Annotated in this window: 1 pseudogene; it reads right to left on the bottom strand. The window is 60.9% G+C overall.

The features are described 5' to 3' along the window. Positions 1–279 (bottom strand): annotated as a pseudogene (locus tag CDV44_RS27510) (alpha/beta hydrolase); the annotation flags it as partial.

Here is a 279-nt window from a genome sequence, read left to right on the forward strand (position 1 = left end):
CCAATCAGCATGGCATGTCCCAGATCGTAACGATGAACCTGCACGTCGTCGCCCATCTCCCGCAATCGGTCCGCAAACCGCTCGGTGTTGCCCGGATCGACAACGGAATCCCGATCGCCAACGCCCAGCCACATCGGCGGTTCGTGACCTGATACAAACCGGATCGGCTGGCTCTCGTCTCGGACCGTCTCAGGAAATATTCGCCGCAACACAGCACTTTGCAGCGGGAGAAAATCGTACGGCCCGGCCAGACCGACCACGGCTGCGATCTCGCGCTGA

This window comes from Pandoraea sp. PE-S2R-1, from assembly GCF_002179865.1.
Taxonomy (GTDB): domain Bacteria; phylum Pseudomonadota; class Gammaproteobacteria; order Burkholderiales; family Burkholderiaceae; genus Pandoraea.